Consider the following 26,749-nt stretch of genomic DNA (forward strand, 5'->3'; position numbering starts at 1 on the left):
CTTTTGCTAAGACAGGATATTTCCATGACAACCAAACTGCCCAGCCGTGCCGACCATGTCGGTTCCTTCCTGCGCCCCAAATCCGTCATCGACGCCCGTGAAGCCCGCGCCGCCGGGCGCATCAGCGCCGAAGAACTGCGCGCCATCGAAGATGCCGCGATTGCCGAACTGACCACCTGGCAGGAAGGCCTCGGCCTCAAGGCGATCACCGATGGCGAATTCCGCCGCTATTTCTTCCATACCGATTTCCTGCTCCAACTGACCGGGGTGGAAGAACACGGCGGCATCGCCAAGGCGTTCAAGAACGACACCGGCAAGGATGTTCATTTCGCCCCGCCCAAGATGGTGGTCGTCGGCAAGGTCGAACATGAAAAGCCGATCCAGCTGCGCGATTACGATTTCCTCGCCGCGCATACCAAGCAGACGGCCAAGGTGGCGATCCCCAGCCCGACCATGCTGCACTTCCGCGCCGGGCGGGCCGGCATTCCCGAAGACGTCTATCCCACCATGGACGGGTTCTACGCCGATATCGCCGCCGCCTATCGGGATGAGGTTGACAGTCTCGCCGCCGCCGGTTGCCGCTACATCCAGATGGATGACACCAATCTGGCCTATCTGTGCGACGACACCCACCGCGCCGATGCGCTGGCACGCGGCGTCGATCCGGACGATACGCCGCGCCAATATGCCAAGCTGATCAATGAAAGCTTCGCCTCTGCCCCGGCCGACATGATCAAGGCGGTGCATCTGTGCCGCGGCAATTTCCGCAGCAGCTGGGCGGCCGAAGGCGGCTATGAGCCGGTCGCCGAAATCATGTTCAACGAACTCGATATCGATGCCTTCTTCCTCGAATATGATGATCCCCGCTCGGGCGATTTCGCTCCGCTGCGCTTCCTGCCCAAGGGCAAGACCGTGGTGCTGGGCCTCATCACCACCAAGCTGGGGGAACTGGAAACCAAGGACGATATCAAGCGCCGTATCGATGAAGCGGCCAAGTTCGCCCCGATCGAACAGCTGGCGCTCAGCCCGCAATGCGGCTTCGCCAGCACGGTGCATGGCAATGATATTTCCGTCGAACAGCAGGCCGCCAAGATCCGCCTGACGGTGGAGGTTGCCGAAGAAGTCTGGGGCTGATCGCCGCTCCAAAACCAAAAAGGGCGGCCCGTCGGGGCCGCCCTTTTCTTTTCCCCTGTTGCCCTCCCGTCAGAAGTTCTTGCGCACCGACAGCGCCCATTCGCGCGGGCGGCCCGGCTGGCCGGTCACGATCCCGCCACCCGCACCGGTCAGGTCGAAATTGGTCAGGAAGTAGTATTCCTTGAACAGATTGGTGACCTCCAGCGAGACACTGAGATCCTCATCCGCATTGCGCCAGGTCAGCCGCGCATTGGCCAGCGTGTAGCCATCGATCAGATTGTTCGGCCCGTTGACGGCATTGCTGAAGGTGTCGGACTGATAGTTGGCATCAAACCGCGGCGTCAGCGATCCGGAATTGCCCAGATCCACCTCATATTGCACCCCGATCGCCCATTTCCATTCGGCGGTATAGGGCGAAATCATCGACAGCTGCACGCCGGTCGGTCCACCGGCGCCGGGGTTGATCTCCTGATACTGGAAATCGAGATAGCTGACCGACGCATCGATCAGCAGGCCGCTGTCGAACGGATCGATGGTGGTTTCCAGCTCGAAACCCTTGATATGCGCGTCGCCGGCATTGGCGGGCAGGGCGCAGGGGCCCGGGCCACCGAACTGCGGGCAGGAATTCAGCGACAGCTGGATATCCTTGTAGTCGGAGAAGAACGCCGCACCGTTCAGGCGGACCGAATTGTCGAACAGATTGCTCTTGAAGCCCACTTCATAGGCGGTCAGCGTTTCCGCCCCGAAGGATTGCACCTGCGCCGGGTTGAACGGCCGCGGATTGATCCCGCCGCCCTTGAAGCCGGTGGAAACCTGCGCATAGGTCATCAGCGCCTCGCTCCAGCGGTATTGCAGGTTCAGGCGATAATCGACGCGATCCCCGTCATAGGCGCCCGATTCCCCGTCCAGCGCACCCAGGAACGGGTTGACCGTGCCGTCGCGATTGCGGCGGGCGAAGGTGTAATCCTTGTGTTCCTTGGTGTAGCGGATGCCGGCATTGACGGTCAGATCGTCGATGAATTCCCACGACGCATTGGCGAAGGCGGCAATCGTGTCGGCATTGACCGGGTCATTGCCCTGGAACTGGAGCGGATAGACCGGCACATAGCGCAGATCCTGGAACGTCGCATAGACGGACCGCTGATCCAGATAGAACCCGCCGATCGTCCAGTTCAGCGTGTTGTCCAGCATCGCGCCATTGAGCCGGAGTTCCTGCGTGAAGCCCCAATAGGTCAGATCGCCGAACCCGTTGGAATGCGACAGCGGCGACAGATCGTCGTCATTGTTGAACTGCAGCCGGTAATCGCGATAGCTGGTGATGGACTGGAACTGCAGATCGTCGGTCAGATCGATATCGATGTTCGCGGCAATGCCCCAATTGTCGAGCTTGGTCCGGCCATCGCCGCGCGTCTGTACCATCGGCGTGCCATCGGCGATGCCTCCGGTAAACGTCCCCTCGGGCGAGAAGTAGGAGGCGTAATTGCAATAACGGCCGCAGATGAAGCGGTTGTCCAGCGGCACGGCCGGCGAATCCGTGCGAATATTGGGGCTGTTGTTGTTGGACAGCAGCAGCACGCCGGCGGCATTGGTGTTGTCGCTGTGCGAATAGTCGCCGGTCAGATTGATATCGATGGTGTTGGTCGGCTGATACCGCAGCTGGATGCGCCCGGCCTGGTAATTCACCTCGCCATCGCGGGCCACGCGGCAATCGCCGCTGGTCTGCGGCTGCACCCCGCCGACGGCCGGGTTCAGCGCCGACCCCGGCGGGTTGACGCAACCGAAATCGAGCCGGTCGACATAGCCTTCCTGCTTCTTGGCCACCCCGGCGATGCGCACCGCCAGATTGTCGGTCAGTCCGAAATCGGCGCTCGCGCGCAGGTCGATGCGGTTGCGGCTGCCATAGGCGGCGGCCACGCTGCCGGTGTTGTTGCCTTGGGGGCGCTGGGAATAGAGCTTCACCGCGCCGCCGATGGAATTCTTGCCCGCCAGCGTGCCCTGCGGTCCGCGCAGCACTTCGACGCGTTCGAGATCGAGCAGATCGAAGATCGCGCCGGTCAGCGTCGCATAATAGACGTCATCGACGTAAAGGCCCACGCCCGGTTCCAGCGCCGGGTTGAAATCGGCCTGGCCGACGCCGCGAATCGACGCCGCGAGCGAGGGGCCGAAGGCCGCGCCCTGCGGCTTGAGCGACACATTCGGCGCCTGGGCGGTGATTTGCGAGATATCGGTCTGGCTGCGCGCGGTCAGCATTTCGGAATTCACCGCCGTGATGGCGATCGGCGTATCCTGCAGCCGCTGTTCGCGAAACTGTGCCGTCACGATGATTTCGTTGCTGGGGCGCTCTGCCTCGGCCTCTGCTGCTACCGGCTCAGCCGGCGCTTCCTGCGCGGCGAGCGGGGCCGCCAGCGCCAGCGTGCCGAGCGATACGCCGGCGGTGAGAAATGGACGCACGAACCCAGGGCGCAAAACACGCATCAGACTTCCTCCTGATCCCAAACCTCACGGCTTCTTTTCTTGAGCCGTTGAAGGGAAACTGTGCCTGTCGCGCGCAAAAACGCAATGCAGAGGACGTCGAATTTATCGTAACAACTGTTAGAACCGGTCATGTGTTGCCATTTGGCGACATGTGACCGGTCCAATAGTTCTAAAATATTATTATTTCAGGCGGAAAACCTTGCGCGCATTGTCTTCCATCAGCAATTTCTTGTGCGCCGGGCTGATTGCCATCCGATCGTAAGATGCCACCTCATCGCTGCTCTGCTGATAGGGGTAATCCATTGCATAGAGCACGCGATCCGGGCCCAGCACCTCCATGCAGAACTTGATCGCCGGCTCCCACCCGCAACCGCTGGTGGTGATCCAGATGTTGTTCTGGAAATAATAGCTGACCGGATGCTTCAGCTTCACCGGCGGCTGCCCGCCGCGCAATCCCGCGCGATTGTCGGCGTTCCCCTGCATCCAGTCGAAGCGATAGAGATGGAGTGGCAGGCATTCACCCAGATGGCCGATCACCAGCCGCAGCTTGGGGAACCGGTCGAACGCGCCGGAAAAAATCAGCCCCATGGTGTGCAGCCACACATCATGCGGAAACCCGCCCAGCGCGCCGAAGAAGCCGCGCGTTTCATAATGCTGCCCGTTGAAGGGCGCGGTCGGGTGAATATACAACGCCCCGTCCATCGCCTCGATCGCTTCCAGGATCGGCCAATAATCCTGCTCGTCGATATAATGGCCCTGCCAGTGCGAATTGAGCACCGCGCCGTTCAGCCCCAGCGTCCCGATCGCGCGCTCGATCTCGCGCACCGATCCGGCCACATCGCGCGGGTCGAAGGCGGCCAGCGCGGAAAAGCGGTCGGGGTGGCGGGCGCAGGCATCGGCAGCAATGTCATTGGCCTCGCGCGCCAGCGGGGTGCCTTCGCCGGGGCGGACCACCTGCACACCGGGCGCGGTCAGCAGCAGCAACTGCCGGTCGATGCCCATTTCATCCATATGCGCCAGCCGCAGATCGCCCAGATCCTGCAGCATGTCCTGCAGGCTGGGCATATTGGCGAACATGCCGGCCATCTTCAGCGAATCGTCATGCGGCGCCTCGCCGCTGTTCAGATAGTCCACCTGCGCTTTCACCAGCGCGGGGAAGGTCCAGGCCTCTTCGGTGGCGATCCGCTTGTAGGGCGTGTCGCGGTTCACATGCCCGGCGCGCGGGGCCAGGCCGATCCGCGTCCGCTGGCTGAAATCTTCCTTGAAATGACCTTTCAGGCCCTTCTCGCTGCCATCTTCCATCGTGCCCATTCCTTCTCCCAACATTCACATCAATTGTCCGCCAGGCGGGCGCAGCTTCTCGTGGCCGGCCTCAGCCTGCGGTCGGACAATCATCAGAAAAAAGGCGCGCTGTCCGGGGACAGCGCGCCTTGCGATCCGCTATTCCTGCCCGGCGAGCAGGGCGCCGAACTTGGGATGGGCAAAGTGCATCGGCACATCGTGGCGATAGGGCCAGGTCTGGCGATATTCTTCCGCCGGCAGCAGGCGGTCGGGGCCGACCGGATCTTCGGGATAGAGCTTGGCGGCCGGCTGCAGATGGCTGGTGGTATGGGCCCAACCCTGCTCGTAATCGCCCTGCCACTGCATCTTGTAATCCAGCCGCTGGATCTTCCACACGCCGTCTTCACGGATGTAGTCATTTTCGTAGATGCCGGCTTCCATGAACTGCTGCGGCATGATCTCTTCGCGGGTGTCCTGGAAATCATCGTGCCAGCCACCGAACAGGAGGCCGCGGAAACGGCCCTTGGCGGTCTGCCGGTCGGGCGCGACGGTGATGATGTCCTGCATCTGGAAATGGTCGAGCAGCAGGCCGTTGACCGGGCCCGGCTTGCCACCGGTGAAACGCCCGGCGATCCAGTCGCCATACAGCCGCTTTACGCCGGCATGGCCGACATATTCGCCGGACAGGAACACCACCACGCCGTCGTCGGAAAACAGATTGGCCACGTCGTCGGGGCGGTTGAAATCGATATAGTATCCATAGGCCCAATGCAGGCGGCGAATGGCATTGATATCTTCCATTTCACCCACGCGATGTTCCAGCGCGGCCAGACGGCTTTCCAGATCACTCATACTCGACTCTCCCTGTAATCTTTGGCAGCAACCCTAACGAACGAGACTATTTTGGCGAGAGGAAATTCAGACATGAGCAATCAAACCGGCCCATGGCAGGGGCGTGTCGCCTTCGTGACCGGCGCGGTCACCGGCATCGGCCTGGGTGTCGCGCAGGCCTTCGCCGACGCGGGCATGCGGCTGGCGCTCAGCTACCGTAATGAAGATGACAAGGCCCGCACGGCCCAATGGTTTGCGGGCAAGGGTTATGAACAGCCGCTCTTCATCAAGCTGGATGTTACCGATCGCGATGGCTTTGCCGCCGCCGCGCAGCAGGTGGTCGATCATTTCGGCGAAGTGCATGTGCTGGTGAACAATGCCGGCGTGTCGGTGTTCGGCCCCACGGACGAGGCGAGCTATGCCGATTACGACTGGATCATGGGCGTCAATTTCGGCGGCGTGGTCAATGGGCTGGTGTCGTTCCTGCCGCATCTCAAGGCCAGCCAGGGCCGCCGCCATGTCGTCAATGTCGCCAGCATGGCCGCCTTCCTGCCGGGGCCGCAGGCGGGCATCTACACCGCCAGCAAATTCGCCGTGCGCGGGCTTACGGAAAGCCTGCGCTACAATCTCGCCCCGCATGGCATCGGCTGTTCGCTGTGCTGCCCGGCGCTGACCCGCACCAATGCCTGGACCAGCGCGCTCAAGCGCCCGGACGGCATCGGCAACAGCGGTTTCCCCGAAACCAGCCAGGCACAGCTCGAACAATTCGGCACCGCGTTCGAGGAAGGGATGGATCCCTATGAGGTCGGCAGCAAGATCCTGGCCGGCATGACCGCGCAGGACGGGCTTATCCTGACCCACCCCGAACACGGCCCGGATTTTGAGGAAATCCATGAAAGGACCATGGCCGCCCTGCCGCAGGAAGATGCCCCCGAAGGACGGCTGCGGATCGAACAGCTGCGCCGCGAGGCCATGAAGGCGGCGGAACAGGGCCTGGTGATCGAACTGGACGATCTCACCTGATTTCAGGCCTGCCTGTCGCAGGCAGCATGTCGAAGCTGCGGTGGACGGCCGGCCTTGCCGTGCTATCCCCCGCAACGGGAAGAGCAGTGGAGGCGAACATGTGTGATATCGATCATCTGGCGGAAATGAAGCCGACCGGTAAGGGCTTCAACCGGCGTCAATTCGGCGCGATGGGCATGGCGGCGGGGCTCGCGGCCTGCGCTCCGATCGAAGGCGGCAATGCGGCTGCGGCCGGCGGGCTCAGCGAAAAGAATGTCAGCTTCCCGGCCCCGGGCGGCACGATGGATGCGTTTTTCGTCCATCCGGGCAGCGGCAAGCACCCCGCGATCATCATCTGGCCGGACATCGCCGGCCTGCGCGATGCCTTTAAGGTGATGGCCCGCCGGCTGGCAGGTTCCGGCTATGCCGTGCTGGTGGTCAATCCCTATTATCGCGATCAGCCGGCGCCGCAGTTCGCCGATTTCGACGATTGGCGCGCGCAGGGCGGCATGGAGAAGGTCGGCCCCTGGCGCGCGAAGAACGATGCCAAGGGCGTGCAGGATACGGCCAGGGCCGTGGTCGCCTGGCTCGACACCCAGGGCGCAGTGGATACCGCCAAGGGTATCGGCAACCAGGGCTATTGCATGGGCGGTCCCTACACCGTGTGGACGGCGGCCGCCGTTCCCACCCGTGTGAAGGCGGCGGCATCTTTCCATGGCGGCGGGTTGGTCGGGGATGCGGCCGATGCGCCGATCAACCTGCTCAAGAACACCCAGGCCAGCTATCTGATCGCCATCGCCAAGAACGACGATGCCCGCGCCCCGACCGAAAAGGATGCACTGCGCGCTGCCGCGCAGCAGGCCGGGCGCAAGGCGGAGGTGGAGGTCTATCCGGCCGATCACGGCTGGTGCGTGCTGGATTCCCCGGTTTACGATCAGGTGCAGGCCGATCGTGCCTGGGGCCGGATGCTGGCTGTTTATTCTGAAGCGCTCTGATCTCGGCGTCTCTCACCAGAAATCCGGGGCGGGGCCTTTTGGCTCCGCCCCGTTACTTTTGCAAATACTGCAGATTCCGTGACTTGATGGCGATTTGCGCTATGTTTCTCGCATGAGATGCGGCTGTGTACAGGGCAAATCTATAAATCAACCTGTCCCTGAATCATGTCATCTCGCCGGATTTTCGCCACAATTGCGGCACCAATCCCTATTTGGATCTTTGTAATGACAAATCCCAAGGAGAAATGTCATGAAAAAGGTCGCTTTTCTTATCGCTTCGGGTCTGATGTTCAGTGCTGCTTCGGTCAGCGCGCAGGATGCTGCGCCGCCGCCGGCTGACACGGCAACCGATGCCGCCGCTCCGGCCGATACCGCAACTGATGCCGCTGCAGACACGGCAACCGATGCAGCAGCACCGGCAACTGCAGCTCCGGCTGATCCGGCTGCGGCAACCTTCACCGAGGATCAGATCCAGAGCTATGCCAGCGCGCTGGTGAAGATTCAGGAAGTCAGCGGCGACGCCACGCTGGATGATGCCGGCAAGCAGGCCAAGATGGTAGCCATCGTGAACGAAGTGGGTCTGGACCCGCAGACCTTCAACGCGATCGGTCAGGCAACCCAGACCAATCCGGATATCCAGAGCAAGGTTCAGGCCGCCGTCTCGACCGCACAGTCGACCCAGCCGAGCTAAGCTGAACAGTTCCCAGGCTCACGCCGGAACGCCCTCGCAGAGCAATCTGCGGGGGCGTTTGTTTTGCATCGTGCTTTGTTGTGCGTCGTCCGGGGGGGGGGGGCGGCTCAGCCCAGCCAGTAACAATTGGCGCGCATCTCGATGCTGACGCGGGGCGGGGCATCATCGGGCACGATCGGCGAATCAAACGCCACATGCGGAATGCATTGCGCCGCGCTGCTATCGCTGTCGCTGGTCTTGAACACGATCACCTCGTCCGGGGTCATGTTGCTGAACCAGATCCAGCGATGGCCCGGATCATGTGCCACCACATAGCCTTCGAAACTGAATTCAGGCGCGCCGCCCGGAGGGTCGAAAATCGCATCGGCCTTGATCAGTTCCTGCCCCGCGATGCTGCGCCAGTCGCACAGCGCCAGCGGCACATCCTGCGGCGCGCCGCTGATCGCGCGCCAGACATTGTACTGCGCGCTGCGGATCACCGGCCGATCCTGCGGGGCGGATTGCGCGCGGAACCGGGCGCCGGTTTCGGGCGACACATCGACATGGGCAAACCGGGCAGGATGCGAATTGTCGCTGCTGCCGGTCTTCCCGCTGCGTTCCGAAAACCGCAGGATGCCGCGCGGGGTGATCGACGTGACATCGCAGCCCGTGATCCGTTTCAGCAGGCTGTCGAGTTCGGGCAGGTGGATCCGGGCGATCTGATCCTGATCGGCCCAGTCCGCCACCGCGCTCGGCGCGCTCGTCAGCAGACAGCCTTCGCGATCCAGCGACAGATCGTGCCCGCGCATATCGGTGATGGTCATGTCCACCGGCGCCAGCACGATCGTGTCCTTCTCATGCGCATTGGCATAATAGCGCGGCCTTTCCCCTGTATCTGCGACATAGGCGATGGGCGCGCGCACTGTGGTCATGCCGTTTCAAACTCCTCCGTGTCGATCGTCGGCCTGATCGCGTCGTGATAACGGTGGCCGGTTATGGTCTGATGGTTGATCAGCGCACCCGCTTCGTCAAGCACCGCCGCATCCACCACCAAATTGCCGGCGTTGAAATTGTCTTCCAGATGGCGAAGGCTGGTGGTGCCCGGGATCACATGCAGATGCTCCCCGCGTGACAGCACCCAGGCCAGTGACAGCTGGGCAGGGGTGATGCCGGCCCGGGCTGCCAGCGCATCGAACTTTTCGATCTGGACCAGGTTCTTGGGCCAGTTTTCGGCGCTGAAGCGCGGCATGTTGCGGCGCAGATCCTTTTCTTCCAGCGTGGCGGGATCCTTGAATTCCCCGCCCAGCGCACCGCGCGCCACCGGGCTGAAGGCCACCAAAGGAATGCCCAGTTCGCGCGTGGTTTCCAGCACGCCCAGTTCGACATTGCGGGTCCAGGGCGAATATTCGGTCTGCACCGCGCCCACCGGATGGGCGGCATGGGCTTCGCGGATATGCGCGCTCGACCATTCCGATACGCCATAGGCGCTGATCTTGCCGGCCTCGATCGCGCGGGTGAAGGCGCCCACCGAATCGGCGATCGGCACCTTGGGGTCGAACCGGTGCATGTAATAGAGTTCGATATGATCGGTGCCGAGCAGTTGCAGGCTCTGCTCGATCGCGGCGGTGATCTGTTCCGGGCTGCAATCGATCCCGCGCTTGGGCCCGTCGACCACGATGCCGGTCTTGGACGCCAGGAAAAACTCGTCGCGGCGGCCCTTCAGCGCTTCACCGATCAGCGCCTCGTTCTTGCCCGCGCCATAGATGCGCGCGGTGTCGAGATGGTTGTAGCCCAGATCCAGCGCGTGGTTGAGCAGCGCCACGCAATCCTCATGCGCGGGCGGGGTGCCATAGGCCCAGGAGATATTCATGCAGCCCAGGCCCACGGGGTGCAGCTGTTTTCCGGCGATGGTGCGGGTCGTCATGCGCTTGCTCCTGCAAAGATCCGCTGTTGCGGATGGTCAGGCAGGCACGGGCGCTGCAACTCTGGCGCCCGGATCGCCTGCCCCTTTTGAATTGGCTCGCCCGTGTCGGGCGTCGGGTTGTTCCCCGAAGGGAAATGGCCGGCGCATCACGGATGCGCCGGCCATGTGTCAGATCAGGACCAGCCGTCCTGGGCTTCCAGGCTGGCGGCCAGTTCGCCGATCACGCGATAGCAATCGAGCACGCTGGCGATCGAGCTGTTGGGTTCGCGCCCTTCGCGGATCGCAGCCACGAATTCGCGGTCCTGCAATTCGATGCCATTGGTGGAAACCGCCACCTTCGACACGTCGATCACCTCTTCCTTGCCGGTGACCAGATCGTCGTAACGGGCGATATAGGTCGCCGTATCGCCGATATAGCGGAAGAACGTGCCCAGCGGGCCGTCATTGTTGAACGACAGCGACAGGGTGCAGATCGCGCCTGTTTCGGATTTCAGCTGGATCGACATGTCCATGGCGATGCCCAGCACCGGATGCTTGGGGCCCTGCACCACATTGGCGGTCACGATCTTGCCGGCCTGATAGGCGAACAGATCGATCGTGTGCGCGGCGTGGTGCCACAGCAGGTGGTCGGTCCAGCTGCGGGCTTCGCCCTTGGCATTGATGTTGGTGCGGCGGAAGAAATAGGTCTGCACGTCCATCTGCTGGATGTTCAGTTCGCCGGCCGCGATCTTGTTGTGCACATACTGGTGGCTCGGGTTGAAGCGGCGGGTATGGCCCACCATGCAGACCAGCCCGGTTTCCTGCTGCTTGGCCACCACGGCCTGCGCATCTTCCCAGCTGTCGGACAGGGGGATTTCCACCTGCACATGCTTGCCGGCATTCATGCAGGCGATCGCCTGTTCGGCGTGCATCTGGGTCGGGGTGCACAGGATCACCGCGTCGACATCGTCACGCTCCAGCGCTTCGGACAATTCCGTGCCCGAATGCTTGGCGCCATACTTTGCGGCGACTTGCGCGGCCTGTTCGGCGCGGCGGGAAATGACGGAGGTGATTTCCACCCCATCGACATTCTTCAGACCATCGAGGTGCTTTTCGCCAAAGGCGCCGGCACCGACAAGGGCAATACGCATGAAGATTTCCTCTGCTGTTATGCTCTGCGCATGCAGGCGCAACTGGCGGTCTGCAAGCGCACGGGAATGGGTTCTGGTTCGGTTGCCAGCCCGCTGCGGCGGGCTGTTGAACGAAGGGGCCCGCCGCGGCAGGCCCCATGACATGTTCCCCGCCCCGGATGATCCAGGGCAGGGGGACAGGAAATCAGGCGTCGACCGTGGAGCGTACCGAAGGCGGCGCAGCGCCAATGCCTTCGGGCTGCAGGATCAGGGCGCCCAGCGCGGTGTTGGATGCCGGGATGTGGTAGAAGCGATAGAGTTCTTCCACCTTTTCGCCCAGCGCGCCCCGCATGATCAGCCACATGACCAGCTCGATGCCTTCCGAACCGGCTTCGCGCAGATATTCGATATGCGGCTTGTGGCGGACCTTTTCGGGATCGTTGATCAGGTCTTCGATGAAGGCCAGATCGAATTCCTTGTTGATCAGGCCGGCGCGCGGGCCCTGCAACTGGTGGCTCATGCCGCCCGTGCCCCAGACCTGCACATTCAGATCTTCGGGGAAGCTTTCCACGGCGGCGCGGATCGATTCGCCCAGCGAATAGCAGCGGTTGCCCGACGGCGGCGGATAGGTGACGACATTCACGGCCAGCGGGATCACGCGGCACGGCCAGGCTTCGGGTTCGCCGAAGATCATGGACAGCGGCACGGTGCAGCCATGGTCGACGTCCATGGAATTCATGATCGTCATGTCGAATTCGTCCAGGATCAGGCTCTGGGCGATATGCCAGGCCAGATCCGGGTGGCCGATCACGTCGGGCACGGGGCGCGGGCCCCATCCTTCGTCGGCCGGCTTGAAGCTTTCGGCGCAACCGATGGCGAAGGTCGGGATGATGTTCATGTCGAAGGCCGATGCGTGGTCATTATAGACCAGGATCACGACATCCGGGGTGTTGTCCGGCTTCGCGTTCCATTCCTTGATCGGGCCATAGCCGGTGAACACCGGGCCCCAGTAATCATTGCCGGCGGTGCCGGTCTGCATCGCCGCGCCCAGCGCGGGAATGTGGCTGGACGTGATACCAGCGGTAATCCGGGCCATCTCAGAAGCCTCCCTTGATCGAACGGACACCTTCGGGCGAACGGCCGCCGTCGAGCATCATCTGTGCATATTCTTCCTGCGTCATGCCGGTCATCGAACCGGCGGCGAACTGGAAGCTCTTCTTGTCGGTCGAAAACAGCTTCGACAGGAAATAGATATTGCCGCCTTCATCGATCATCGCGTTGTAATCGCGGGCGATGATGGCCTTCTTCGCGGCATCGGTCAGCGGCCATTCGTCCAGATAGGCCTGCTCATCCGCCAGGAAGCGTTCGCGGTTTTCCGCCTTCATCAGGCTCATCGCGAACTGGTTCACATTGTAACCCTGGCGGGCACGCTTGGCAGTGAACACGCGCGTTCCGGGAATATCCTCGAATTCGGCGAGGTATTCGTGGATGTCGATCCTCTTCTTGTCGCTCATTGGTTTTTCCATTCGTAAGTCAGCGGCGCCTCGCGAAACGCGAAGCGGTCGATATGGCGTTCGATCACGCCGCGCAGCTCTTCGTTGCGGGCCAGATCGCCGGTGGTCAGGGTGATGGCGATGCCGCCCGGGCGGGCGGTCATCACCGCATTCTCGAGCTCCGAAAACGGAAACACGCCCATCGCCGCATCATCCAGCCAGCTGGTCGCCATCTTGTGGCTCCAGTGCTTCACCAGCTGCTGGATGTAACGCTCCGGCTTTTCGCAGGGTGCGAAGCCGGTGGCGGTGGAGGCGGTTTCCGCGGCGTTCACAATCCCCGGTCTTTCAGCTTGGCGTCCAGGCGGGGGAACACTTTGCGGACATTGCCTTCGAAGATCGCGTGGCGTTCCTCGTCGGTGATGTCCAGCGCATCGACATACCGCTTGGTGTCATCGAAATACTGGCCGGTGGTCGGGTCGATCCCGCGCACCGCGCCCACCATTTCACTGCCGAACAGGATGTTCTTGTTGTCGATCACATCGGCCAGCAGGTTCACGCCGGGCTGGTGATAGACGCAGGTGTCGAAGAAGATGTTGTTCATCAGATGGGTGTCGAGCGCCGGCTTTTTCAGCATGTCGGCCAGGCCGCGATACCGCCCCCAGTGATAGGGAACCGCGCCGCCGCCATGCGGAATGATGAAGCGCAGCGTCGGGAAATCCTTGAACAGATCGCCTTCCAGCAATTGCATGAAGGCCACCGTGTCGGCCGCGATGTAATAGCCGCCGGTCGCATGCATCGCCGGGTTGCAGCTACCCGACACATGGATCATCGCCGGCACGTCCAGTTCCACCATCTTTTCGTAGAACGGGTACCAGTATTTGTCGGTCAGCGGCGGATGGGTGAAGTGCCCGCCGCCCGGATCGGGGTTCAGATTGCAGCCGATGAAGCCCAGCTCGTTGACGCAGCGTTCCAGCTCGGCAATCGAATTGCTCATGTCCGCCTTCGGGCTCTGCGGCAGCATGCACACGCCGACGAAGGTTTCCGGGAACATGGCGACAACCCGCGCGATCAGATCGTTGCAGCGGGTGGCCCATTCCTTGGCCACGGCCTCGTCACCGAAATGCGGCGCCATGGCCGATGCGCGGGGGGAAAAGATCGTCAGATCCGCGCCCCGTTCCTTGATCAGGCGCAGCTGGTTGTCTTCGATCGTCTGGCGAATCTCGGCATCGCTGATTTCGGGATAGGGCGGCGGCGTGGTGCCGGCCTTGAAGGCGGCCTTCTGCTCTTCACGCCAGGCGTCATGCCCCTTGGGCAGAACCGTGTAATGGCCGTGGCAATCGATAATCAGCGACATGCTTCAGATCTCTCCCTTGAAGCCCGGTGACCGGGTAATGATATCCAGTTTCGCCTGCAGGCCGTCGGGAACCGGCGAAACGCCAAGATCTCCCAGGGCCTGCTGCCAGTTGACCGTATTTTCGGTCATCATCGGTGAAATTCCAAGGCCTTGCAGCGTATTGGCGGATTCGTGCATTTCCGCCGCGCGGCGCAGCCCATGGTGCAGCATGCGGTCCAGATTGTAATCGGCCCGCTCGGCCCAGCCGATCTGCTTCTCGCTGGCATCTAGCGATGCCAGAACCTCGTCCAGCACGCCGGCGCGGGTGGCGCCCAGCACCATCTCGGCGGTCAGCGCTTCCAGACCCTTGACCATCACCGACCGGATCATCTTGATCGCGCTGGCACGGCCGATTTCGTCGCCGACCACGCGCGTGCGGGCAAAACCCAGTGCCTTGATGAGCCGTTCGGCCTCGATGGCATCCGGCCCGGCGATCAGCAGCGGCACATTCAGCCCTGCCGGATCGACCGGCGCCATCACCGCCACATCGACATAACGCGCGCCGGCTGCGGCCAGAATGGCGGCGGCTTCGCGCTTGGTATCGGGCGCGACCGAATTCATGTCGCACCACAGTGTTCCGGCGGGCAGCATCGCAGCGTAATCGCGCGCCACCGGAATGGCGGAATCGGCGGTCACCAGCGACAGCACGATGTCCGCATCCGTCAGCGCGGCGGCGGCATCCTCACCCGGAACCACAGCCAGACCGGCCATCAGCGCGCGCCGCGCAGGGGCAATGTCCCAGCCGCGTGCATGGCCATTCCACTGCCCGGCGGCGGCAAAGGTGGATCCGGCCTCGCCGAAGCCGATCAGCGCCACGCGGGGGGCGGTAAAGGGGGGGATCTGTTCTGACATCCTCTTGGCGCGACGCTTACCGAATGTATGTGTTACTTACAAGTTGGCGCAGCCGTTCTGGCAAGTTGGCCCAGCCCCTCCGGCAAGTTGGCGCAGCCGCTCCGGCAAGTGGGCGGAACCGTCTGTGGCAAGGCCACAATTCCTGTCAGACCCTTGACGGATGCAGTGCCCCCGGTCCACCGGGCTCCCGAGCATCCAGCAAAAGGGAGTCGGATACATGACCGGTGTCGTCGTCCAGAATATTCAGCGTGCGGACAAGGAAGTTGTTGAGGGGCTGGGTGCCTGCGGCGTTGCCACGGTGCATGAATCGCAGGATCGCACCGGCCTGCTCGCCAGCTATATGCGCCCGATCTATTCCGGTGCGCGCATCGGCGCCTCGGCGGTCACCATTTCCGTCCCCCCGGGCGACAATTACATGGTCCATGCCGCCATCGAACAGTGCCAGGCCGGCGACATCCTGCTGATCGCGCCCACCAGCCCCTGCGAAGACGGCTATTTCGGCGATCTGCTCGCCACCTCGGCGCAGGCGCGCGGGGTCAAGGGCCTGATCATCGACGCCGGCATCCGCGACGTGCGCGATCTGACCGAAATGAACTTCCCCGTCTGGGCCAAGCGCGTGTTCGCGCAGGGCACGATCAAGGCCTCGCTCGGCAGCGTCAACGTGCCGGTCGTCTGCGCCGGCGCCTATATCAATCCGGGCGATGTGATCGTGGCCGATGATGACGGCGTCTGCGTCGTCCGCCGCGAAGACGCGGAAAAGGTTCTGGAGAAGGCACGCGCCCGTGAAGCCAATGAAGGCAGCAAGCGCGAACGCCTGGCCTCCGGCGAACTCGGGCTCGACATGTATGGCTTTCGTCAGAAGCTGGTCGACATGGGCCTCAAGTGGATCTGATCTGATCCATTCCGCCGCCGCGTGATCGCGGCGGCGTTTCTTTGGGAAAAGGATGGAATTGATGGTTCAGACCTCTGCACCGGTGATGTGGATGCGGGGCGGCACATCGAAAGGCGGCTATTTCCTCGCCACCGATCTGCCCGCCGATACCGCCGAACGCGATGCCTTCCTGCTACGCGTCATGGGCAGTCCCGATCCGCGCCAGATCGATGGCATGGGCGGTGCCGATCCGCTGACCAGCAAGGTCGCGGTGGTGAAGAAATCCGAACGCGACGGGATCGATGTCGATTACCTGTTCCTGCAGGTCTTCGTCGATCAGGCGATCGTCACCGATGCGCAGAACTGCGGCAATATCCTGGCCGGCATCGGCCCCTTCGCGATCGAGCGCGGGCTGGTGCAGCCGACCGGCGATGAAACGCTGGTCTCCATCTATATGGACAACACCGGCCAGGCTGCGGTCGCCACGGTCGAAACCCCGGGCGGGGTGGTCAATTATGCTGGCAACGCACGGATCGACGGCGTGCCCGGCACCCATGCGCCGGTGCCGCTGGAATTCCGCGATACGGCCGGGTCGTCCTGCGGCGCGCTGCTGCCCACCGGCAATGCGGTAGACACGATCGAGGGCGTGGCCTGCACGCTGATCGACAACGGCATGCCCTGCATCGTGTTCAAGGCCGAAGATGTCGGCGCGACCGGCTATGAAACCCGTGAAGAGCTCGAATCCGATGCCTTCGCCGGCCTGCGCACGAAGATAGAGGCGATCCGCCTCGCCGCCGGTCCGCTGATGAACCTGGGCGATGTGAAGGAAAAAAGCGTCCCCAAGATGATGCTCGTCGCCCCGCCCCAGGATGGCGGCGCGGTCTGCGTGCGCAGCTTCATCCCGCATCGTGCCCATGCCACCATCGGCGTGCTCGCGGCGGTGACCGTGGCCACGGCCTGCCTGACCGAAGGGTCACCGGCGGCCGATGTCGCCAGCATTCCCGATGGCCAGCGCAAGACGCTCAGCGTCGAACATCCCACCGGGGAAATGACCTGCGTGCTGCAACTGGGCGATGATGGCCAGGTCGCCAGCGCGGCCCTGCTGCGCACCGCGCGCAAGCTGATGGACGGGGTCGTCTTCGTCTGATTTTCATGACGGGGCCGGTCCGCCGGCCCCGGTTTTCAGCGCGCCTGTGCCGGTGCCCAGCTGGCGCGCGCTTTACCAGGGAGAGCATCATGTCCGATCGCATCACCAGCTGGCATTCCAGCCCCTCCAAGCCCAGCTACACCCCGCCGGCCGGCGCCGTGGACGCCCATTGCCATGTGTTCGGCCCGATGGCGCAATTCCCCTTCAGCGCGAAGGCGAAATATCTTCCCGAAGATGCCGGCCCGGACAAGCTGTTCGCGCTGCGCGATCATCTCGGTTTTGCCAAGAATGTCATCGTTCAGGCCAGCTGCCACGGCACCGACAATTCGGCGACGCTGGACGCCATCGCCAAATCGGGTGGCAAGGCGCGCGGCGTGGCCGTGGTCGATCCGGCCATTTCCGATGAAGAACTGCAGGCGCTGCATGATGGCGGCATGCGCGGCATCCGCTTCAACTTCCTCAAGCGGCTGGTCGATGATGCGCCGAAGGACAAGTTCCTCGAAGTCAGCCGTCGCCTGCCCGCCGGCTGGCATGTGGTGATCTATTTCGAGGCGGACATTCTGGAAGAACTGCTGCCCTTCATGGCCGCGATCCCCGTGCCGCTGGTGATCGACCACATGGGCCGCCCCGATGTCTCGCAGGGCCCTGACGGTCCGGACATGAAGGCCTTCCGCGCGCTGCTCGACAGCCGGGATGACATCTACTTCAAACCGACCTGCCCCGATCGTCTGGATGCCGGTGGCGACCCGTGGAACGATTTCGCCGCCGCGGTCGCCCCGCTGGTGGCCGACTATCCCGATCGCTGCATCTGGGGCACCGATTGGCCGCACCCCAACATGCAGGACAATATTCCCGACGATGGTCACCTGGTCGACATGATCCCCCGGATCGCCCCGACCGAAGAACTGCAGCGCAAGCTGCTCATCGACAATCCGGAACGGCTCTACTGGGCTGACTGACCGGCGGTGACATCACGATGACGGGGCGGCCAGCGGTTCGCCCCGTTTTTCGTGCCCATGCGCAGGCAGCGCGTGGAAATGCGCAGGCAGGGCGCGCTCCTGCGCAGGCAGGGCGCGCTCCTGCGCAGGTGGGGCGTGCCTCAATCCTGCCGTCCGCGCCATCCGCGCCACAGCACGCTGATCCCGAAACCGACCCCCGCCAGCACCAGCGCCGCCCCCGCCACAGACGCCAGCGCCGTCGCCACCGCCCCGGTCAGCGCCAGGATGATCTGGATAAATATGTCGAGAATACCGCGCATGGACTGAGCGGTCTAAAGCAAAGCCCGCCGGTGCCCGAACGAAATCGTCGCGGGCACGGCGGGCCGTGCGTCCTGTCGGACTTGATCGATCGGGCGGCCGCCTGGGCAGCCGCCCGTTGCAATCAGCCTTCGACCACCGAACGGACGAAGTCGACCGTCTGGCGGGTGGCAGCAGCGAACTCCGTTTCCGTCGCCTTGAAGGCGCCGAAGCGGGAGAATTCGACCGGCTTCATGCCTTCGAATTCATAGGCCTGGCGGAAGCTGGGCAGCTTCAGCAGCTTTTCCAGGCTCGCCTTGTTGGGTTCGCGGTTGATGGCATTGGCATCGAACGGGCCCAGCGCGTCGACGTTTTCCATCAGCTGCGCGATGTAGCTCGGCGGGCAGGTGTAGACCATGTCGCTGCCGGCGAAGTCCTGCACGTGGCGGCTGACCATCTGGCCGGTGCGGTCATCCTTTTCGACGCGCATGGAGCACTGCAGCATCTTGGACGGGTGGTTGTTGTCCTTGCCCCAGTGGTATGCGCGCTTCAGCACGGCTTCTTCGCCATCCCGGATTTCCGGCAGCGTCAGCTCGATGCCGCGCAGCTTGGCTTCATTGGTCCAATCGCTCAGTTGGCCCAGGCGGCTGGACATGTGGGTGATGACCGAACGCCAGCGGCTCAGATCCACGCCATTCGCGCGGGCGCGCTGCAGGCCGGCCGTCACTGCTGCCATGCAGCGCATGTACTGCGGCACGGTGAAGCTGGTGGTGTTGTTGGTGCTGATGCCGAGAGCGGTCAGCTCTTCGATGACCTCATAGCCTTCCTTGCTGCCCGGGATCTTGACCATGACGTTTTCGCCCTGTGCGGCGATGGTCAGGCCCTGGGCCAGCATCTTTTCGCCATCGGTCACGAAGCGCGGATCGACCTGGCCGGACAGATAGCCGAAGCGGCCGTTCGACTTGTCATAGACCGGACGGATCGCTTCTGCGCCCTGACGGACCAGATCCAGATAGGCGGCCCAATACACGCCTTCGACATCCAGCGCGGTGTCGGCGGCGGCGATTTCCTTGATCCGCTTGGTCCAGCCCTGCGGGTCCAGCCTGATCGCCTGCAGCGACAGCGGCGGGTTGGTGGTCACGCCGCCAAAGCCCATCGTGCCGTTTTCGGCGATGGTCTTTTCATTGTACATCCAGTCGATCTGGGCTGCCCAGTCGCTTTCTAGACCGGCGGGTGCCTTGGCCAGGGTTTCGGTACGCCAGCTCGGGAAGATCAGCGGGCTGCTGTCCCACCAGATTTCGCCTTCGGGATTGGTCGCGGCGAGCGCTTCGATCACGTGGGATTTTTCGATCACTTGGTCTGACATATGCCCCTCCGGGAGCTGTGCTGAGATGACCCGCGATTGGGCCAGTCCTGGGTTTGCGGATTCTGTTTTGCCGCCCTTTCGCACCATGGCGGCGCGGGGTCAATTTGCCGGTCATCGCAAATTTGCCCTCACGCCATCCAAAGGTGCGATATTGCCCTCCATCATCACCACTTTGATAAAGTCACAATTGGACTGATTGTCGAATTACGGCGAAATTTCCCCTGAAATGTGGCATGTAGGCCGCACTTGCTGGCTCCATTTGTCGTTCTTGCAAAACATGCAATCGGGGCAATGGCGCATTTGTTCTGCCCTTGCTAAGGGGCGCCAGTTTTTGATCGGACAAGCCATGACTACCCGCACCCGCCTTTATTCACTGGAAGAACTGAACGACATTCCCGGAACCCGCGTGTTCACGGCATTGCGCAGTCGCCAGGCCTACCACCTCCACAAATTCTGCATGTCGCTGATGGATGCGACGAATCGTGACGCCTTCAAGGCAGATGAAGCCGCCTATTTGGATCGTTTCCGCATGAGCGTGGAACAGAAGCAGGCCGTGCTCGATCGCGATTTCAACAAGTTGATCGATCTGGGCGGGAATATCTATTTCCTCGTCAAGCTGTCGAACACCGACGGCTGGAGCGCGCAGCGCGCCGTGGGTTCGATGACCGATATGACGCCGGATGAATATGCGGCGATGATGCGTGCGGGCGGCCGCTCGATCCAGGGCAACCGTTCGATCCGGGGGAAGAACTGACATGGCAAAGATTACCGCTGGTATTGCCACCAGCCACGTGCCGGCCATCGGCGCCGCATTCGATATGGACAAGACCCAGGAAGAATACTGGAAACCGGTATTCGACGGCTATGAATGGGTGAAGGAATTCCAGAAGACGGAAGACCCCGATGTGGTCATCCTTTGCTACAACGATCACGCCAGCGCGATGATGCTGGATGTCGTGCCGACCTTCGCACTGGGTTGCGCCGAAGAATTCGAACCAGCTGACGAAGGATGGGGCGCCCGTCCGGTCCCGACCGTGGTCGGGGATCCGGTGTTCGCTTCGCATCTGGCCGAACAGCTGGTGATCGATGAATTCGATCTCACGCTGATGAACCACATGGACGTGGATCACGGCCTGACGGTTCCGCTCTCGCTGATGTTCGGCAAGGTGCCCGAATGGCCGGTGCGCGTGATTCCGCTGGCGATCAACGTCACCCAGTTCCCGACCCCTTCGGCCGAACGCTGCTGGCAGCTGGGCGCGGCGATCCGCGATGCGGTGAAGTCCTATCCCGCCGGCCTCAATGTGCAGATCTGGGGCACGGGCGGCATGAGCCACCAGCTGCAGGGCCCGCGCGCCGGCCTCATCAATCCGGAATTCGACAACGCATTCCTGGACAAGCTGTCGGACCGTACCGACGAATTGCGCAAGATCACCCGTTTGGAATTCGTCCGCGAATCCGGCACCGAAGGGATCGAACTGATCATGTGGCTGATCATGCGCGCCGCGCTGGGTGACAAGGTGGAAGAACTCCACCGTTTCTACCACGTTCCGGCATCGAACACGGCCGTTGGCCATATCGTGTTCCGCCCGGTCGACTGATCGTTTCGATCTGATCCGGCGAATTCAAAAAAGCGCCCGTCTCTCCGCAGAGACGGGCGCTTTTTTGCGTCGGACAACTGCCGAGATTTACTGCGTTTCGCGAAGTTCCTCGGCCATATTGTCCAGATGCTTGCGTTCGGCGTCGCCCTGTTCGCGCAATTTGTCGGCCTCTGCCTTCACGGCCGCCTCATCCGGCGCGCTCTGCGCCAGCGATTCCTGCAGATCCGCCTCGGCATCATAGCTTTCCTCGATGGCATCCGCCTGATCCTTGACCTCGCGCTCGGCCTCGCTCTGCTGGCAGGCGGAAACCATCAGGCCCAGGGCTGCCGCCGCGATCAGGGCGGTGTGTCGTGAAGCGCGCATGAAATCATTCTCCTCCGGATATCGGGCATGTTTGCCCTGTTCCAACGCATGAGAATGGCAGTGGGTCCGGGGGGGTAAATCTTGCTTCAGCGGGCCAGTCGGGTGTTGATCCAGCGGCGCACCGGAATGTCGTAGAACCATGCCAGGACCAGGCTGAGCGCCAACAGGATCATGATGGCCACCATCCCGCCTGCCGGGCCGAAATCGCCGATCTGTTCCCCCAGCATGCCATAGGACAGCCGGGCAAACGGGATCACCATGTGGATCACGTAAACCGGGTAGGACACCATGCCCAGCAGGACATAGGGCGCAAGGAAGCGCGGTTCACTGTTCAGTGCCACGATGCACACCAGCGGAAAGGCCAGCGTTACGCAGGCCATATCCTTGATCCATCCCCACTCGGCGGGCAGCGCCAGCAGGGCGGCGGTTGCCAGCAGCAACAGTACAGGGGGCAGTTGCAGCCGGGGCAGGCGGCCCATCCGATGCAGCTTCATCAGCGCCACGCCGGCAAAGAAGGACAGCACCACCCGCAGAAATCCGATTTCCGGCCGTGTCCAGTTGTAGCCGAAATCGAGCGTGCCAGCCTCTATCGTCAGCAGGGCCAGCGCAACGCCTGCCAGCCCTGCCACCATCAGCACCCGGGGCAGCGTCAACACCCGATGCAGCAGGGCGTACAGCAGATTGACCGTGACTTCCCAGAACAGCGACCAGGAAGGCAGATTGAGTGGGAAAAGATCATGACGCGGCGCGGGGAAGGGATTGGGCAGCATCAGCACGCCTATCACCAGCACAGGCATCAGCTGCGCCAGCGACCATCGGGATTGGCCCATCAGTATGTCGAACAGGATGACCGACGCCCCCAGGCACAGCCCCAGCAGATAGAGCGGCATCAGCCGGATCATCCGCGCCTGCATGAAGCGCCAGGTGCTGAGCCCTTCGGCCAGCTTCTGATCATAGGCGGCCGCGATAACGACGCCGCTGATGAGGAAGAACAGATCGACCGCCAGATGCGCGCTTTCGAACCACCAGGGGCCAAGCATGTTGCGGTAATGGAAAGTCACCACCGCGATCGCGGCAAGGCCGCGCATCCCGTCGATCGTGTGCCAGATGTGCCGGCCCTGCGCCACACCGGCCGCAAGAACCTGCTCGGCAGGCGCTGCCGTACCGGCGGCAGGCGGCACTGCCACGCCCATCGCGCTCAGGCTCCCGTTCTCACCCATGTCGAGAGCCTCGCGCCCGATCAGCGGTATTCGACGCGCCAGTCGCGCAGGTCGACATGGCCGATGCCGGAAATCGGTTCGGTGCCGATGGCCACCCCGGTGAACCATTCATCACCCTTCACCAGGCCCTTTTCCATCAGCCAGCGGGTGGCGTGCAGCATGTCGATCCGGCCCTTGTGGCTGTCCTTCCCCCCGACGAGCGAGAAGGTGCAGAATTCCTCGTTCAGCGCCACCTGCCAGGCATTGCCATCCGGGTCGGTATAGGTGCCGATCTGCTTGCCGGTATCGACGAACTTCTTGGTTCTGTCGGAAACATGCAGGAACCATCCCACTTCCAGACCCTTGGATTCGGCATCTTCGGGATCGGACCGCAGGAAGAATTCGGTCAGCAGCGTGGCTTCGCCGAAACGGAACGATCCGTCCCAATCATAGGTGATAGCGAGGGCGCTGATGTCCTTGACCTGACGGGCGGGGATCGGCTGTTCCGGGCGTCCGTCGTCATAATTGCCAAATCCGATGTGGTTGTAACCCCAGACGCCCACGCCATTTCGTGGCGTAAACGGTGGCCAGCGCCAGTACAGCGATGTGTTGCCGGGGAAGGCTTTCATATCCACCGAAACCGTATCGGCGACGCTGCCCCATGGGCGCATCAGCCGGCTGTTTTCGACACCCCAGGGCTGCACGAAAGCATAGTAATTGCCCTGGGTATAAGTACGCTGGCTTTTCAGCTTCACGCGGCCATCGGATGGCACATGGCCGACGATGGCGACAAAGGCGGAAATGGCGGCAACAAGCACGAATACGGCGACCAGCGGCCACAGGATGATCGGTCGACGTAATCTTTTCATGCGCTTGTCCTTGTCATCGCCTGTCGTGATGCATGGTGCGCGGATCGGGGTTTTCGCTCCGGCGGCGCACACATCATGACGGGTTCCTGAGGGAAGAGCCGCGACATATCGGTCACAGACAGGCTTGGCCAGCCTGAAAGCGGGCACCGTCCGACCGCTTGCCCCTTGTTGCGCCGCAGTAAGGCCGCTAAGGGCCCGCCATAATTTCCCCTACCGAAAGCACATTCTTATGAGCCTGCGCAACGTGGCGATCATCGCCCACGTCGATCACGGCAAGACGACGCTCGTTGATCAGCTGTTCCGTCAGTCCGGTACTTTTCGTGAAAATCAGCGCGTTGAAGAACGCGCCATGGATTCCAACGATCTCGAAAAGGAACGCGGAATCACGATCCTTGCCAAATGCACCAGCGTTGAATGGCAGGGGCACCGGATCAACATCGTCGATACGCCCGGCCACGCCGATTTCGGTGCGGAAGTGGAACGGATCCTGTCCATGGTCGACGGCGTCATCCTGCTGGTGGATTCGGCCGAAGGTCCGATGCCGCAGACCAAGTTCGTCACCGGCAAGGCGCTGGGCCTGGGCCTGAAGCCGATCGTGGTGGTGAACAAGATCGACCGCCCCGACGGGCGCCCGGTCGAAGTGCTGGACGAAGTGTTCGATCTGTTCGTCAGCCTGGACGCCAATGACGAACAGCTCGATTTCCCGGTTCTCTACGCGTCGGGCCGTTCGGGCTATGCCGGCGAAACCGATGATGTGCGCGAAGGCGATCTGACCCCGCTGTTCAAGAAGATCGTCAGCCATGTGCCGTCGCCGGATCTTGATCCGGAAGGCGAATTCGCGATGCTGGCAACCCTGCTCGATCGTGACAGCTTCCTGGGTCGTATCCTCACCGGCCGTATCGAAAGCGGCCGCCTGGAAGTCGGCATGCCGATCAAGGCGCTGGACGTGAACGGCACGCAGGTCGAAGTCGGCCGCGCGACCAAGATCTTCGCATTCGAAGGCCTGGAACGCGTTCCCGTGCTGCATGCAGAGGCAGGCGACATCGTCGCCATTGCCGGCCTCACGGTCGCCACCGTGTCGAACACGCTGTGCAGCCCGACGGTCAGCACGCCGATCCACGCGCAGCCGATCGATCCGCCGACCCTGTCGATGACCTTTGCCGTGAACGACAGCCCCTACGCGGGCCGTGAAGGCGACAAGGTGCAGAGCCGTGTGATCCGTGACCGTCTGGAACGCGAAGCGGAAACCAATGTCGCCATCCGCATCACCGAAAGCGCCGACAAGGATGCCTTCGACGTGGCCGGCCGTGGCGAACTGCAACTGGGCGTTCTGATCGAAAACATGCGCCGCGAAGGCTTCGAACTGTCGATCAGCCGCCCGCGCGTGCTGTTCCAGCAGGGTGAATCGGGCCGCGAAGAACCTTATGAAACCGTCGTTGTTGACGTGGACGAGGAATTCTCCGGCACGGTTGTCGAAAAGATGGCCCTGCGCAAGGCAGAGATGACCGACATGCGCCAGAGCGGCGCGGGCAAGACCCGCCTGACCTTCTCGGCCCCCAGCCGCGGCCTGATCGGCTATCACGGTGAATTCCTGTCCGACACGCGCGGCACGGGTGTGATGAACCGCCTGTTCGAAAAATACGGCCCCTACAAGGGCCAGATCAGCGGCCGCCAGAACGGCGTGCTGATCTCCATGGAACAGGGTGAAGCCATTCCTTACGCGCTGAATGCGCTGGAAGAACGTGGCGTGCTGTTCGTCAGCCCGGGCGAAAAGCTCTATGAAGGCATGATCATCGGCGAAAACGCCAAGCCGCAGGATCTTGAGGTCAACCCGCTCAAGTCCAAGCAGCTGACCAACTTCCGCGCCAGCGGCAAGGACGAAGGCATCCGCCTGACCCCGCCGCGCCGCATGACGCTGGAACAGGCGATCGCCTATATTCAGGACGACGAGCTGGTCGAAGTGACCCCGCAGAACGTGCGTCTGCGCAAGCGTTACCTTGATCCGAATGCCCGCAAGCGCGCCAAGCGTACCGACGGCTGATTGCTTCAGGCAATTTTGACACATGTGAACGGCGGGCCTCTGGTCCGCCGTTTTCGTTTGATAGATGCAAATGTCCTGCGCCTGATGTATCTTTTTGCCCGTGCTTCGCGTGCCGTCGTCGGGGAGATCGAACATGCGTCATGGGAAATCATTGCTGGCCGCACTGTTGGCCTGTGGGCTGCTTGCTCCCGCGCCAGCACTGGCCCGGGTCGAACAACCGCTCGCCCGTTATGAAACGGCGCTGTGTCCGGGCGTGTTTGGCCTGACCTTGGAAACGGCTGAGATCGTGATTGATCGCATCCGGCACAATGCGCTGGGACTGGGCCTGAAGCTGGATCAGTCCGAACAATGCCAGGCCAATCTGATCGTGGCCTTTGTCGAAGACGGGCAGGGCTATATCCAGCAACTTGCCGCCGATCAGCCCAGCGCCTTCGGCACGATGTCGCTGGCGGAAAAGCGGGCGCTGACCCAGGCAACCGGCCCGGTGCGCACGCTGCAGACCACCCAGACCCAGACGCGCGATGGCATGCCTGTAGTGCGGCAGGAAAACCTGACCCAGATCCCGCAGACGACCATGTGGATGGCCCATTCGCGGATTTACACGCCCATCCGGCGGGATATCCGATCAACCATGGTGCTGATCGATCGCGATGCTGCGGCCAACATCGATCTGTCCCGGCTGGCCGATTACGCCACCGTCCGCGGGCTGGCGGAACAGCACCCGCCAGTTGCTGCGGATGGATCGATCCTTACCCTGTTCGACAGCCCGGAAACGGCACCGGCAACGCTCAGCGGAACGGACAGGGCCTATCTGGCCAGCCTGTATGGCAGCATACCGAACCTGCCCGCTTCGGCCCATCTGGCGCGTTTTGCGCGCGAACGGACCGAAGCGGAATAGCCG

The 26,749-nt window shown here is 62.6% G+C and carries 27 protein-coding genes; 11 read left to right on the forward strand and 16 right to left on the reverse strand.

The window, feature by feature from the left end; translation table 11 throughout:
• Positions 1–24 precede the first annotated feature (24 nt).
• Positions 25–1,134 carry a 5-methyltetrahydropteroyltriglutamate--homocysteine S-methyltransferase gene (locus tag GRI97_RS02075; protein ID WP_161389471.1) on the forward strand — a complete coding sequence of 370 codons (1,110 nt, stop codon included), beginning with the start codon at positions 25–27 and terminating at the stop codon, positions 1,132–1,134.
• Positions 1,135–1,203: 69 nt separating this feature from the next.
• Here GRI97_RS02075 and GRI97_RS02080 read toward each other — a convergent pair whose 3' ends face one another.
• From GRI97_RS02080 to GRI97_RS02090, 3 genes are all read right to left on the reverse strand, one after another.
• Positions 1,204–3,609 carry a TonB-dependent receptor gene (locus GRI97_RS02080; RefSeq protein ID WP_161389472.1) on the reverse strand — a complete coding sequence of 802 codons (2,406 nt, stop codon included), beginning with the start codon at positions 3,607–3,609 and terminating at the stop codon, positions 1,204–1,206.
• Between the two features lie 180 nt (positions 3,610–3,789).
• Complete coding sequence (locus GRI97_RS02085) at positions 3,790–4,935, reverse strand: amidohydrolase family protein (protein ID WP_161389473.1); 1,146 nt, start codon at positions 4,933–4,935, stop codon at positions 3,790–3,792.
• Positions 4,936–5,049: 114 nt separating this feature from the next.
• The gene (locus GRI97_RS02090; protein WP_161389474.1) at positions 5,050–5,742 is read right to left on the reverse strand and encodes a nuclear transport factor 2 family protein; all 693 of its coding nucleotides are present in this window, start codon (positions 5,740–5,742) and stop codon (positions 5,050–5,052) included.
• A gap of 72 nt (positions 5,743–5,814) precedes the next feature.
• Between GRI97_RS02090 and GRI97_RS02095 the strand changes: the two genes are divergently transcribed.
• From GRI97_RS02095 to GRI97_RS02105, 3 genes are all read left to right on the forward strand, one after another.
• Positions 5,815–6,744 (forward strand): SDR family oxidoreductase, encoded by a 930-nt coding sequence (locus GRI97_RS02095; protein ID WP_161389475.1) that lies wholly within the window; start codon positions 5,815–5,817, stop codon positions 6,742–6,744.
• A 26-nt stretch (positions 6,745–6,770) separates the two neighbouring features.
• A complete protein-coding gene (locus GRI97_RS02100; protein WP_328598483.1) occupies positions 6,771–7,718 on the forward strand; it encodes a dienelactone hydrolase family protein in 948 nt (315 codons plus the stop codon).
• Positions 7,719–7,968: 250 nt separating this feature from the next.
• Positions 7,969–8,409, forward strand: a complete 441-nt coding sequence (locus GRI97_RS02105) for a DUF4168 domain-containing protein (RefSeq protein WP_161389476.1) — start codon at positions 7,969–7,971, stop codon at positions 8,407–8,409.
• A gap of 107 nt (positions 8,410–8,516) precedes the next feature.
• On the opposite strand, the gene GRI97_RS02110 is transcribed toward GRI97_RS02105, so the two are convergent.
• The 8 genes from GRI97_RS02110 to GRI97_RS02145 all read right to left on the reverse strand — a co-directional run bounded on the left by GRI97_RS02110 (position 8,517) and on the right by GRI97_RS02145 (position 15,159).
• On the reverse strand, positions 8,517–9,320 hold the full coding sequence (locus GRI97_RS02110) for a CmcJ/NvfI family oxidoreductase (RefSeq protein ID WP_161389477.1): 804 nt from the start codon (positions 9,318–9,320) through the stop codon (positions 8,517–8,519).
• A complete protein-coding gene (locus GRI97_RS02115; RefSeq protein WP_161389478.1) occupies positions 9,317–10,312 on the reverse strand; it encodes an aldo/keto reductase in 996 nt (331 codons plus the stop codon). The genes GRI97_RS02110 and GRI97_RS02115 overlap by 4 nt, the downstream gene beginning before the upstream one ends.
• A gap of 173 nt (positions 10,313–10,485) precedes the next feature.
• Positions 10,486–11,442, reverse strand: a complete 957-nt coding sequence (locus GRI97_RS02120) for a Gfo/Idh/MocA family oxidoreductase (RefSeq protein WP_161389479.1) — start codon at positions 11,440–11,442, stop codon at positions 10,486–10,488.
• Between the two features lie 184 nt (positions 11,443–11,626).
• A complete protein-coding gene (locus GRI97_RS02125) occupies positions 11,627–12,517 on the reverse strand; it encodes a class III extradiol dioxygenase subunit beta (RefSeq protein WP_161389480.1) in 891 nt (296 codons plus the stop codon).
• A 1-nt stretch (position 12,518) separates the two neighbouring features.
• Positions 12,519–12,935 (reverse strand): protocatechuate 4,5-dioxygenase subunit alpha, encoded by a 417-nt coding sequence (ligA, locus tag GRI97_RS02130; protein WP_161389481.1) that lies wholly within the window; start codon positions 12,933–12,935, stop codon positions 12,519–12,521.
• Complete coding sequence (locus GRI97_RS02135; protein ID WP_161389482.1) at positions 12,932–13,246, reverse strand: DUF2218 domain-containing protein; 315 nt, start codon at positions 13,244–13,246, stop codon at positions 12,932–12,934. The genes ligA (GRI97_RS02130) and GRI97_RS02135 overlap by 4 nt, the downstream gene beginning before the upstream one ends.
• Positions 13,243–14,268, reverse strand: coding sequence for an amidohydrolase family protein (locus tag GRI97_RS02140; protein ID WP_161389483.1), 1,026 nt, complete (start codon positions 14,266–14,268; stop codon positions 13,243–13,245). Before GRI97_RS02140 ends, GRI97_RS02135 begins: the two co-directional genes overlap by 4 nt.
• A gap of 3 nt (positions 14,269–14,271) precedes the next feature.
• Positions 14,272–15,159: an NAD(P)-dependent oxidoreductase gene (locus GRI97_RS02145; protein WP_161389484.1), complete on the reverse strand. Its 888-nt coding sequence runs from the start codon at positions 15,157–15,159 to the stop codon at positions 14,272–14,274.
• 217 nt (positions 15,160–15,376) lie between these two features.
• Here GRI97_RS02145 and GRI97_RS02150 point away from each other — a divergent pair, with 217 nt between their 5' ends.
• The 3 genes from GRI97_RS02150 to GRI97_RS02160 all read left to right on the forward strand — a co-directional run bounded on the left by GRI97_RS02150 (position 15,377) and on the right by GRI97_RS02160 (position 18,136).
• Positions 15,377–16,051, forward strand: a complete 675-nt coding sequence (locus GRI97_RS02150; RefSeq protein ID WP_161389485.1) for a 4-carboxy-4-hydroxy-2-oxoadipate aldolase/oxaloacetate decarboxylase — start codon at positions 15,377–15,379, stop codon at positions 16,049–16,051.
• Between the two features lie 61 nt (positions 16,052–16,112).
• The gene (locus GRI97_RS02155) at positions 16,113–17,177 is read left to right on the forward strand and encodes a 4-oxalomesaconate tautomerase (protein ID WP_161389486.1); all 1,065 of its coding nucleotides are present in this window, start codon (positions 16,113–16,115) and stop codon (positions 17,175–17,177) included.
• 89 nt (positions 17,178–17,266) lie between these two features.
• Entirely contained in the window at positions 17,267–18,136 is an 870-nt protein-coding gene (locus tag GRI97_RS02160; RefSeq protein WP_161389487.1) for an amidohydrolase family protein, read from the forward strand.
• 140 nt (positions 18,137–18,276) lie between these two features.
• Here the strand turns inward: GRI97_RS02160 and GRI97_RS02165 are convergent, their stop codons facing one another.
• Together GRI97_RS02165 and GRI97_RS02170 are read right to left on the reverse strand one after the other, a co-directional pair.
• Positions 18,277–18,435, reverse strand: coding sequence for a hypothetical protein (locus tag GRI97_RS02165; protein ID WP_161389488.1), 159 nt, complete (start codon positions 18,433–18,435; stop codon positions 18,277–18,279).
• Positions 18,436–18,557: 122 nt separating this feature from the next.
• Positions 18,558–19,778, reverse strand: a complete 1,221-nt coding sequence (locus tag GRI97_RS02170) for a transaldolase family protein (RefSeq protein WP_161389489.1) — start codon at positions 19,776–19,778, stop codon at positions 18,558–18,560.
• Positions 19,779–20,124: 346 nt separating this feature from the next.
• On the opposite strand from GRI97_RS02170, the gene ligA (GRI97_RS02175) reads away from it, so the two are divergent.
• Positions 20,125–20,532: a protocatechuate 4,5-dioxygenase subunit alpha gene (ligA, locus tag GRI97_RS02175; protein WP_161389490.1), complete on the forward strand. Its 408-nt coding sequence runs from the start codon at positions 20,125–20,127 to the stop codon at positions 20,530–20,532.
• Position 20,533: 1 nt separating this feature from the next.
• Positions 20,534–21,376: a class III extradiol dioxygenase subunit beta gene (locus tag GRI97_RS02180; RefSeq protein WP_161389491.1), complete on the forward strand. Its 843-nt coding sequence runs from the start codon at positions 20,534–20,536 to the stop codon at positions 21,374–21,376.
• An 87-nt stretch (positions 21,377–21,463) separates the two neighbouring features.
• Here GRI97_RS02180 and GRI97_RS02185 read toward each other — a convergent pair whose 3' ends face one another.
• From GRI97_RS02185 to GRI97_RS02195, 3 genes are all read right to left on the reverse strand, one after another.
• A complete protein-coding gene (locus GRI97_RS02185) occupies positions 21,464–21,739 on the reverse strand; it encodes a hypothetical protein (protein ID WP_161389492.1) in 276 nt (91 codons plus the stop codon).
• Positions 21,740–21,825: 86 nt separating this feature from the next.
• Positions 21,826–22,959, reverse strand: coding sequence for an acyltransferase family protein (locus GRI97_RS02190; protein WP_161389493.1), 1,134 nt, complete (start codon positions 22,957–22,959; stop codon positions 21,826–21,828).
• Between the two features lie 20 nt (positions 22,960–22,979).
• The gene (locus GRI97_RS02195; RefSeq protein ID WP_161389494.1) at positions 22,980–23,807 is read right to left on the reverse strand and encodes a hypothetical protein; all 828 of its coding nucleotides are present in this window, start codon (positions 23,805–23,807) and stop codon (positions 22,980–22,982) included.
• A gap of 229 nt (positions 23,808–24,036) precedes the next feature.
• Here GRI97_RS02195 and typA point away from each other — a divergent pair, with 229 nt between their 5' ends.
• Both typA and GRI97_RS02205 read left to right on the forward strand, forming a co-directional pair.
• Positions 24,037–25,848 (forward strand): translational GTPase TypA, encoded by a 1,812-nt coding sequence (gene typA, locus GRI97_RS02200; protein WP_161389495.1) that lies wholly within the window; start codon positions 24,037–24,039, stop codon positions 25,846–25,848.
• 133 nt (positions 25,849–25,981) lie between these two features.
• A complete protein-coding gene (locus GRI97_RS02205) occupies positions 25,982–26,746 on the forward strand; it encodes a hypothetical protein (protein ID WP_161389496.1) in 765 nt (254 codons plus the stop codon).
• The last annotated feature ends 3 nt before the right edge of the window (positions 26,747–26,749 follow it).

Source organism: Croceibacterium xixiisoli, assembly GCF_009827305.1.
Classification (GTDB): domain Bacteria; phylum Pseudomonadota; class Alphaproteobacteria; order Sphingomonadales; family Sphingomonadaceae; genus Croceibacterium_C; species Croceibacterium_C xixiisoli.

What these genes read in the sequence shown, in the direction of transcription:
- GRI97_RS02075 (WP_161389471.1), top strand. Translation starts at nt 25, where the DNA reads ATGACAACCAAACTGCCCAGCCGTGCCGACCATGTCGGTTCCTTCCTG.
- GRI97_RS02105 (WP_161389476.1), top strand. Translation starts at nt 7,969, where the DNA reads ATGAAAAAGGTCGCTTTTCTTATCGCTTCGGGTCTGATGTTCAGTGCT.
- GRI97_RS02150 (WP_161389485.1), top strand. Translation starts at nt 15,377, where the DNA reads ATGACCGGTGTCGTCGTCCAGAATATTCAGCGTGCGGACAAGGAAGTT.
- GRI97_RS02155 (WP_161389486.1), top strand. Translation starts at nt 16,113, where the DNA reads ATGGTTCAGACCTCTGCACCGGTGATGTGGATGCGGGGCGGCACATCG.
- GRI97_RS02160 (WP_161389487.1), top strand. Translation starts at nt 17,267, where the DNA reads ATGTCCGATCGCATCACCAGCTGGCATTCCAGCCCCTCCAAGCCCAGC.
- GRI97_RS02140 (WP_161389483.1), bottom strand. Translation starts at nt 14,268, where the DNA reads ATGTCGCTGATTATCGATTGCCACGGCCATTACACGGTTCTGCCCAAG.
- GRI97_RS02190 (WP_161389493.1), bottom strand. Translation starts at nt 22,959, where the DNA reads ATGGGTGAGAACGGGAGCCTGAGCGCGATGGGCGTGGCAGTGCCGCCT.
- GRI97_RS02180 (WP_161389491.1), top strand. Translation starts at nt 20,534, where the DNA reads ATGGCAAAGATTACCGCTGGTATTGCCACCAGCCACGTGCCGGCCATC.
- GRI97_RS02120 (WP_161389479.1), bottom strand. Translation starts at nt 11,442, where the DNA reads ATGCGTATTGCCCTTGTCGGTGCCGGCGCCTTTGGCGAAAAGCACCTC.
- GRI97_RS02165 (WP_161389488.1), bottom strand. Translation starts at nt 18,435, where the DNA reads ATGCGCGGTATTCTCGACATATTTATCCAGATCATCCTGGCGCTGACC.
- GRI97_RS02185 (WP_161389492.1), bottom strand. Translation starts at nt 21,739, where the DNA reads ATGCGCGCTTCACGACACACCGCCCTGATCGCGGCGGCAGCCCTGGGC.
- GRI97_RS02125 (WP_161389480.1), bottom strand. Translation starts at nt 12,517, where the DNA reads ATGGCCCGGATTACCGCTGGTATCACGTCCAGCCACATTCCCGCGCTG.
- GRI97_RS02205 (WP_161389496.1), top strand. Translation starts at nt 25,982, where the DNA reads ATGCGTCATGGGAAATCATTGCTGGCCGCACTGTTGGCCTGTGGGCTG.
- GRI97_RS02195 (WP_161389494.1), bottom strand. Translation starts at nt 23,807, where the DNA reads ATGAAAAGATTACGTCGACCGATCATCCTGTGGCCGCTGGTCGCCGTA.
- GRI97_RS02110 (WP_161389477.1), bottom strand. Translation starts at nt 9,320, where the DNA reads ATGACCACAGTGCGCGCGCCCATCGCCTATGTCGCAGATACAGGGGAA.
- GRI97_RS02145 (WP_161389484.1), bottom strand. Translation starts at nt 15,159, where the DNA reads ATGTCAGAACAGATCCCCCCCTTTACCGCCCCCCGCGTGGCGCTGATC.
- typA (WP_161389495.1), top strand. Translation starts at nt 24,037, where the DNA reads ATGAGCCTGCGCAACGTGGCGATCATCGCCCACGTCGATCACGGCAAG.
- GRI97_RS02095 (WP_161389475.1), top strand. Translation starts at nt 5,815, where the DNA reads ATGAGCAATCAAACCGGCCCATGGCAGGGGCGTGTCGCCTTCGTGACC.
- GRI97_RS02170 (WP_161389489.1), bottom strand. Translation starts at nt 19,778, where the DNA reads ATGTCAGACCAAGTGATCGAAAAATCCCACGTGATCGAAGCGCTCGCC.
- GRI97_RS02080 (WP_161389472.1), bottom strand. Translation starts at nt 3,609, where the DNA reads ATGCGTGTTTTGCGCCCTGGGTTCGTGCGTCCATTTCTCACCGCCGGC.
- GRI97_RS02090 (WP_161389474.1), bottom strand. Translation starts at nt 5,742, where the DNA reads ATGAGTGATCTGGAAAGCCGTCTGGCCGCGCTGGAACATCGCGTGGGT.
- GRI97_RS02115 (WP_161389478.1), bottom strand. Translation starts at nt 10,312, where the DNA reads ATGACGACCCGCACCATCGCCGGAAAACAGCTGCACCCCGTGGGCCTG.
- GRI97_RS02085 (WP_161389473.1), bottom strand. Translation starts at nt 4,935, where the DNA reads ATGTTGGGAGAAGGAATGGGCACGATGGAAGATGGCAGCGAGAAGGGC.
- GRI97_RS02100 (WP_328598483.1), top strand. Translation starts at nt 6,771, where the DNA reads ATGTCGAAGCTGCGGTGGACGGCCGGCCTTGCCGTGCTATCCCCCGCA.
- ligA (WP_161389481.1), bottom strand. Translation starts at nt 12,935, where the DNA reads ATGAGCGACAAGAAGAGGATCGACATCCACGAATACCTCGCCGAATTC.
- ligA (WP_161389490.1), top strand. Translation starts at nt 20,125, where the DNA reads ATGACTACCCGCACCCGCCTTTATTCACTGGAAGAACTGAACGACATT.